This is a genomic window from Porcipelethomonas sp. (genome assembly GCF_051893655.1).
Lineage (GTDB): Bacteria > Bacillota > Clostridia > Oscillospirales > Ruminococcaceae > Porcipelethomonas.
Map to the genome: position 1 here is coordinate 1 of NZ_JBJFHN010000123.1, position 7,187 is coordinate 7,187.

General features: G+C 41.2%; 3 protein-coding genes and 2 pseudogenes. 2 read left to right on the plus strand and 3 right to left on the minus strand.

Translation table 11 applies throughout. The features are described 5' to 3' along the window. Positions 1-783: pseudogene (locus ACI4WO_RS07260) on the minus strand (hypothetical protein); the annotation flags it as partial. A gap of 386 nt (positions 784-1,169) precedes the next feature. On the opposite strand from ACI4WO_RS07260, the gene ACI4WO_RS07265 reads away from it, so the two are divergent. Both ACI4WO_RS07265 and ACI4WO_RS07270 read left to right on the plus strand, forming a co-directional pair. Then, complete coding sequence (locus ACI4WO_RS07265) at positions 1,170-2,360, plus strand: ATP-binding cassette domain-containing protein (protein WP_439806889.1); 1,191 nt, start codon at positions 1,170-1,172, stop codon at positions 2,358-2,360. Between the two features lie 11 nt (positions 2,361-2,371). After that, positions 2,372-6,166 carry an FtsX-like permease family protein gene (locus ACI4WO_RS07270; RefSeq protein WP_439806890.1) on the plus strand — a complete coding sequence of 1,265 codons (3,795 nt, stop codon included), beginning with the start codon at positions 2,372-2,374 and terminating at the stop codon, positions 6,164-6,166. Between the two features lie 278 nt (positions 6,167-6,444). On the opposite strand, the gene ACI4WO_RS07275 is transcribed toward ACI4WO_RS07270, so the two are convergent. Together ACI4WO_RS07275 and ACI4WO_RS07280 are read right to left on the minus strand one after the other, a co-directional pair. After that, the gene (locus ACI4WO_RS07275) at positions 6,445-6,789 is read right to left on the minus strand and encodes a hypothetical protein (protein WP_439806891.1); all 345 of its coding nucleotides are present in this window, start codon (positions 6,787-6,789) and stop codon (positions 6,445-6,447) included. 144 nt (positions 6,790-6,933) lie between these two features. Further along, positions 6,934-7,187, minus strand: a pseudogene (locus ACI4WO_RS07280) (4Fe-4S ferredoxin); the annotation flags it as partial.

Genomic DNA, 7,187 nt, shown 5'->3' on the forward strand with positions numbered 1-7,187 from the left:
ATAATCAGGAAAACCGAAACCATGACCCATTTCATGCAGAAGAACATGCTGACTTGTTGTTCCGTCAAGCAGACCCAAAATTGCATTGGATGAAAGATACTGGCCATAATGCCAGCCAAAGCCGCCCATATCAATCATTCCGTTAATGCCCTCAAGAAACATATCATAACGGTTATCATAACTGCCGTTATATGTCCAGCTCGCATCTGACCAATGCACATATCTTGAAAGGTCAGTCGGTTCTGAAGGTTCAAGTGTCGGAATCGCAGAAGCATCCGCCGCCATTCCACACTCAATAATGTAGTCACGCATAGTAGAATCCATTGTTTCTGTATAGACAACTTCATCGGATTGGAGATCCAGCAGACAGTTCTTATCCAGTACACTCCATCCAACAATTTCAACAGTAACGTCATCAAATGGCCAGTCCTCATACCCTTCAAGGCAATCATTCCACTTGTTCAATGCCTCATTCAGAACGATCTCAAGCTGCTGACGCTGTGCTAAAGTGATTGTCTGATACGAGTCCCAACGGATGAGATAGTGAATCGTACCGTTTCCGGCAATCAACTGGTCGTAGATCGTAGCGTACTCTTTCATCCAGTCCTCATTTTCAGCATCATAGATGCGGTTGTTCCAGACCCAATCGCAGGCAGTGACATACTCGCTTGGCATATCCGAATAGGAGAGCGCATGCACATAAGTGTCGGGTATTCCATGATGAATCAATGGAATCGTACACATTACCGAAATTGCGGCAGCTATGAACTTTTTTATTTTCATTTACATTCCTCTTTTCAACAAAAAAATACTTTTTTTCTGTTCGCACATAACGAACTTGTTGTGGTTATATTCACTATATTATTATAACACATACCGAATTTTTTTGCAAGCGAATTTTGGAAAGAATTGAAAACTGCAAACATTGAGTAAATTCCCAAAGTAAATTCCACAGTGGAATTTACTTTTGGAATTTACTATCAAATAAGTTATTGTATACTTTGCACACTTTCATATTGACATAATTGAAAAGTTGTGGTAAAATACACATATAGAACAATACCACACAGATAACATATCGCTGCTTTGTGTATACTTGTGCGGTGTCGCCTTTAAATATTGTGCAATGAATCAGTAACTGAAACTTTAGCGGCAGAATGGAGATTAAAATGATTGATAATGCACTATACAAACAATTCAAAGCCATAGGAGAAATCAAAACCACTATTTCCGGAGCCTCTAATATTGAAGATGCATTGCATCAATGCATAAAAATTATCCAGGAAGTAAGCAGTGCTGAAACTGCAGTGATATGGTATTACGATAAAGCCGGTGATGAAAGACTGCATCCTACATATGCAAAAGGAGCCCGTGTGTTTATAGAGAATACGTTCAAACCAGGTGACGGAATTGTCGGCAAGGTGTTTTCTGAAAGTTCCCCAGCATTTTTCCCGGAAGGTGTTCCGGAAGAAAATATTCGCTCACTGATCTGTGTTCCGCTGGAAAATCAGTATGAAACTCTTGGATGCATTGAATTTATAAACCGTAAAGACGGTTCCTGCTTTACAAGAGAAGAAGCCGATATTTGTGAAATTATGGCAATGCTTGCCGCAACGGCAATTGACGAATGCGGGCTGAATGTTGGTGTAAGCGAACAAAAACCGGTTATTGCATCCCTTCGGCGGGTTGTTAAAGATTTCAGAAACGGAGATATAGTGACCCGTGTACTTAAGGGTGTGGATCTTGATGTATATGAAGGCGAGCTTCTTGTTATTCTCGGAGAATCCGGCTGCGGAAAATCCACAATGCTGAATATAGTCGGCGGTATGGATCAGCTGACTGAAGGAGAGTTTCGCTTCCGTGGTGAAGATTATTCTCATGCCGAAGAAAAGATTTTAACAGAATACCGTCGTGAACATATCGGATTTATTTTCCAGTCATATAATCTTATGCCGAATCTGACAGCCATTCAGAATCTTAAATTCATTGCAGAGCTCAAAAAAGACTCGGATGATCCTGAACGTGTGCTTGAATGGGTGGGGCTCTCAGAAAGGCGCAATAATTATCCAGCACAGATGAGCGGCGGTCAGCAGCAGCGTGTTTCTATTGCCCGTGCACTTGTGAAAAAACCGGAACTGATTCTTGCTGACGAGCCTACGGCTGCGCTTGACTATGCAACCGGAATTGAGGTCCTTTCCATAATTGAAAAGGTTGTGGAATCCGGAACAAGTGTAATGATGGTCACTCATAACGAAGAAATCACAAAGATGGCAAATCGTGTTGTTCGCATGCATGACGGCGTGATTGATGAGATGATTGTTAACCGCCATCCTGCCAAGGCAACAGATCTTGTTTGGTAATGGTGATGTATATGAAAAAGACACAATGGATCAATCTTTACAGAGATATCAGAAAAACGCTGGTATCATTTATATCAATTGCCTTGTTTGTTGCACTCGGAATCGCCATATTTCTGGGCATACGATGGAATGAACCTGCAATATCGGCGAGAACCAATCAGTATTTGACTGAACATAATTATCATGATTTTTTGCTGTCATTTCCTTATGGTTTCACGCCGGAGGATATAGATGCAATTTCAGAATTGGATGATATCAGCATGGTAGAGGGGTCATATTCTGCTTTTGGATCATCATGGGTAAATGATCAAAGATATATACTTGTCATTCAGGCGTTAACAAACAATATGGACAAGGCTGATGTGATTGAAGGTAAAATGCCTGAAGCTCCCGATGAAATAGGCATCGAACGGTTATTTGCCGAAGCTGCAGGGATTGAAATAGGTGATAAAATTACCGTTAATACAGAGAATGATGGAAAATCATATCTGAAAAACACGAAATTTACTGTTACAGCAATCGTCAGTCACCCATCCTATTTTTCAAACGGTGCATCCTATTCCCGAGGACTCAGCAACATAGGTGATGGCTCTGTTGATTATTTTGCGCTCATGTCAGAGGACGCTTTTGATGCTGATACATATGATAATTGTTATTCTCAGATTCTGCTGCGGTCAGATAAACTCGAAGGGCTTGATTGCTTCGGGGAATCCTATGAAAATGAATCTGACCTGATAGCTGAAAACATCAAGGAAATCGGAGCAGAGCGTGCCAAAAAACGATGTCTGATGATAGAGGAAAGAGCTGATGCTGAAATAGCAAGTGCTGATAAGATGATAACTGATGCCGAAGCAGAACTTGAAAATGGACAAAAGGAAATTGCTGACGGCAAAACGGAAATTGAACAAGCTGAACTTGATATAGCAGAAGGTGAAAAGAAAATTTCAGATTCTGAGGACGAGCTTGAAAAAGGCAGACAGCAGGTCGCTGAGAGTAAAAAATTGATATCCGAAGCCGAGCTTGAAATTGCTGACAGTGAAAGAAAAATATTACAAAACGAGAAAACTCTTGAAAGTGCAAAGCTTGCTTACAGTAACGCATTGGCAGAGTATACAACAAAAAAAGAGGAGCTGGAAACCGTATATTCTGAATTTCAGAATTCTCTTGGAGAAGCAGGCTTTTCAACCGATATTGATACTGCTGAAACTCAGATAAAAGATAAACGGACAGAGCTTGTTGAACTTTTGAAACAAGCAGAAAGTACGAAAGAAGAACTTGACACAGCTTACGAAATGCTGAAAAGCTGCAATGGAGACATTACTGCTGCAGATCCCGATGAAATGGCAGAGCTTTTAAGTAACCTTGCCAGAGAAACAGGCTATACACTAGATCCGTTATACATAGGGAATTTAAGAGTTCAGCTTTGTGAAGCGAGTGCTTGTCTTGATAAGTATATTAGTGACCCGGCGTCGTTAACGGAAAGCGAAGCAGAAACGGTGAACAGGCTTCTTGAAACATCCGGACTCAGCTTGGACACTGACGGAGCTGAAGAACTCAAAATGTATGCCGACAATGCGCTGATTGCGCTTGATTTGTATGAGGCGAATCCGGAATTGGCGTATGACAAAGATTTTCAGACTGTTGTATATATGATGTCGGTGCTTAATTTTCAACCGAACACCTCATATGCGGTGGAGGAGATTGAAATAAAGCAGTCGGAAGTACAGGAAAAGATTCAGGAATTGAATGATGGTATTGAAAAGCTGGATGGTGTGCTTGACGGAATTGCAACATATCGCAGCGGAAAAGAAATGCTTTCTGCTGCTGAAAAAGAACTTTATGCAGCACAGATACAGATTTCAGAAGGAATTCATGCCCTTGACATTGCAAAAAACAATCTTTCCGAAGGCAAATCGGAACTTGAAATGAACAAGAATAAACTGACAGAGGCTGAGGAAAAAATCAGCGACGGCGAATCTGAACTTGCTGAAAAGAAAGCAGAATTGACAGAAGCAAAAAACCAACTTGCAATAGCAAAGCAGGAACTGCCAGAAGCAGAAGATAAAATCAGCGATGGAAAAGCAGCACTGACTGAGAAAAAGGCAGAGCTTTATGACATAAAATCCAGGCTTGAGGAGTTTATAAGCTACGATAACTGGACAGTTCAGGGACGCAATGATAATTCCAGTATCAGTTCTGCAAGGTTCTATTCAGAATCAAGCAGAAAACTCTGTTTTTCTATGGCTTTGCTCTTTGTATTTGTGGGATTAATGGTATGCTATACGTCAGTTTCAAGAAATGTAAATGAAATGAAGACCTTAACAGGTGTTCAGAAAGCACTGGGATTTCGCCGCAAAGAGATCACTGCGCATTACATGGCGTATTCTGTGGCAGCTGTATTGATCGGATCTGTATTTGGATGTTTGTCTGGATATTTCATAATTGAGGCAATCATCAATAACGCATATCTGAAAAGATTTTCCTTGGGAGTGATCCATAAAGTTTTCGTTTTTTCGGATGCTATGGCGATAATACTTGTTGAAACAGTACTTATCTGTCTTGCTACATGGATCCCCTGCAGAAAGCTGTTCAAGCGTTCAGCGGTTGAACTGATGAGGGGCGATAATACTGGTAACGGTCATACAAGATTTTATGAAAAGCTCAAACTGTGGAATAAGCTTTCACTGTATTCGCAAACTACAGTAAACAATCTTGTAAATGACAGTTCACGTGTGATAGCTACTCTTGTAGGTATTTCCGGATGTGCGGCATTGATCGTTGTGTCAATGGCCTTGCAGATGTCTATATACAGTACGCCGAAAAAACATTTTTCGGATATCTGGTTGTATGACGCAAGCCTTGTATGCGATAATTCTGTTGATGGGGCGCATGATATTCTGGAAAATGTGCTTGAAGAAGAAGCTGTTGATTATATGTCCCTACTGAGGGATGCGGTATTCATTGAAGGAAAAGACGGTGATTTAAGTAAAGCGGATCTTGTCGTTCCGGAACCTACAGATAATCTGGAAAACTTTATCCGTATCAAGGATTGGAAGACGAAAAAAACGCTGTCCTTACCGTCTGACGGAGCTGTTATCAGCAGAACATTCCAGAAACACAATGATGTAGATGTGGGCGATACCATAAGATTCATGGATACGAAAGGCGTTTATCATGAGATTGTAATATCAGGAGTAAGCGAACACTATCTGTCAACCATTCAGATAACCATGAGTCCGGAGTATTATGAAACTGTAATGCTCAAGAGTGCCGAAAGCAATACATTCTATCTTAATTATGGTGAAGCTGATGCTGTGTTATTGCAGGAAAAACTGCAGAACACCAACGGATTTTTCTCACTGACGGATGAATGTACGGAATGGACTTCCGTATTTATGGAAGTATCCTCAGTAACAAAACTTATCGTATATATAGGGCTTTTCCTGGCAGCGGTAATGGCACTTCTGGTTCTGTTGAATCTGAATATTGTATGTGTAAATGAAAAATCAAAAGAGCTTACTATTATGAGAATTAACGGCTTCAGTATAAGTGCAGTGAAAAAGTATATTTATCGTGATAATATCGTGCTGACTATTGTAGGAATTATAATTGGAATCATATTCGGCATGGGCGTTGGAAAATGGATTCTTACTATACTACAGAAAAATATGGACAATTTTTATACGGTGCCGAGTCCGGTCACGTGCCTGACAGCTGTCGTGCTGACTACAGTCTTTGCGCTGATTACAAATCTTATTGCGCTGCGTAGGATAAAGAATCTGAACGTTCACGATCTCACCCGCTGATGATGTTAATTATATGATAACTTTAGAGCGTGTTCACATAAATCCGCATATTGGTTTTATGTGAACACGCTCTAGCTTTCGGAAAATGACGTAGGCAAAAAGCACTGAGCGACTCTGTTGTTGCTCAGTGCTGAATATGTATTGATACTATTCTCATTTGAAAATCATGATTTTCATAGCCGCCACAGGCGGCGTATGAGAATGTATGAGACGGATTTTATGCCGTTTTACGGCATAAAATGGCGTGTGCGTTAGCACACGCTCTCTAACAAACTATTTCAATAGTTTGTTAGAGAATTAGTATCAGATATTATTTCAGCAAAGTATCCAAATCGTTTTCCGGCGTTGTAATTGGAGCAATTCCGATTCAGAGAACGGATATTTTCATCCGCATTCCAAAGTTCACTCATATCATAATCAGCATTTTTGCCGCATGGTGAGGCACAGCCGCTGCAATTCGGAGTCAACCTTGCCTGTTCCATATGCAGCACCAGTGCTATCTGATTCTGAATAGCATCATCGTCAAAATTTACGTTGGTAAGGGTTGTGAACAGTCCCTCAATGATCAGCTGATAGGTATTGCTGTTTATCAGGTGTTCGTTCCCCTCCGCCGAACGTGCCAAACCGATCATTGCTCCTGCCAGCTCGTCCTGTAATTATGCTGTATCGGCTTTCTTTCCGCAGACGCCGCCACTTCCTGTACAGTCTCCGCAGCTGGTCTGCTCACACTGAAAACAAAACATTTTCTTTTCCATCATCTTACTTCTTCAATCCATGATTGTTCCGTCCGTTGAAATGATTACAACCTGCCACGGAATAAACTTTCCGCTTGCCTGCAATGCTCGCTTTACCGCATGTTCCATACCACCGCAGCATGGCACTTCCATACGGACAATGGTCAGGCTTTTGATATTGTTGTTCGCTATAATTTGCGTCAGCTTTTCGGCATAGTCGCCCTCGTCCAGTTTGGGGCAGCCTATCAGCGTAATGCGGTTTCTGATGAAATCCTCATGGAATCTTC

Coding starts and splice junctions, on each gene's coding strand:
- ACI4WO_RS07265 (WP_439806889.1), top strand. CDS start 1,170: ATGATTGATAATGCACTATACAAACAATTCAAAGCCATAGGAGAAATC.
- ACI4WO_RS07270 (WP_439806890.1), top strand. CDS start 2,372: ATGAAAAAGACACAATGGATCAATCTTTACAGAGATATCAGAAAAACG.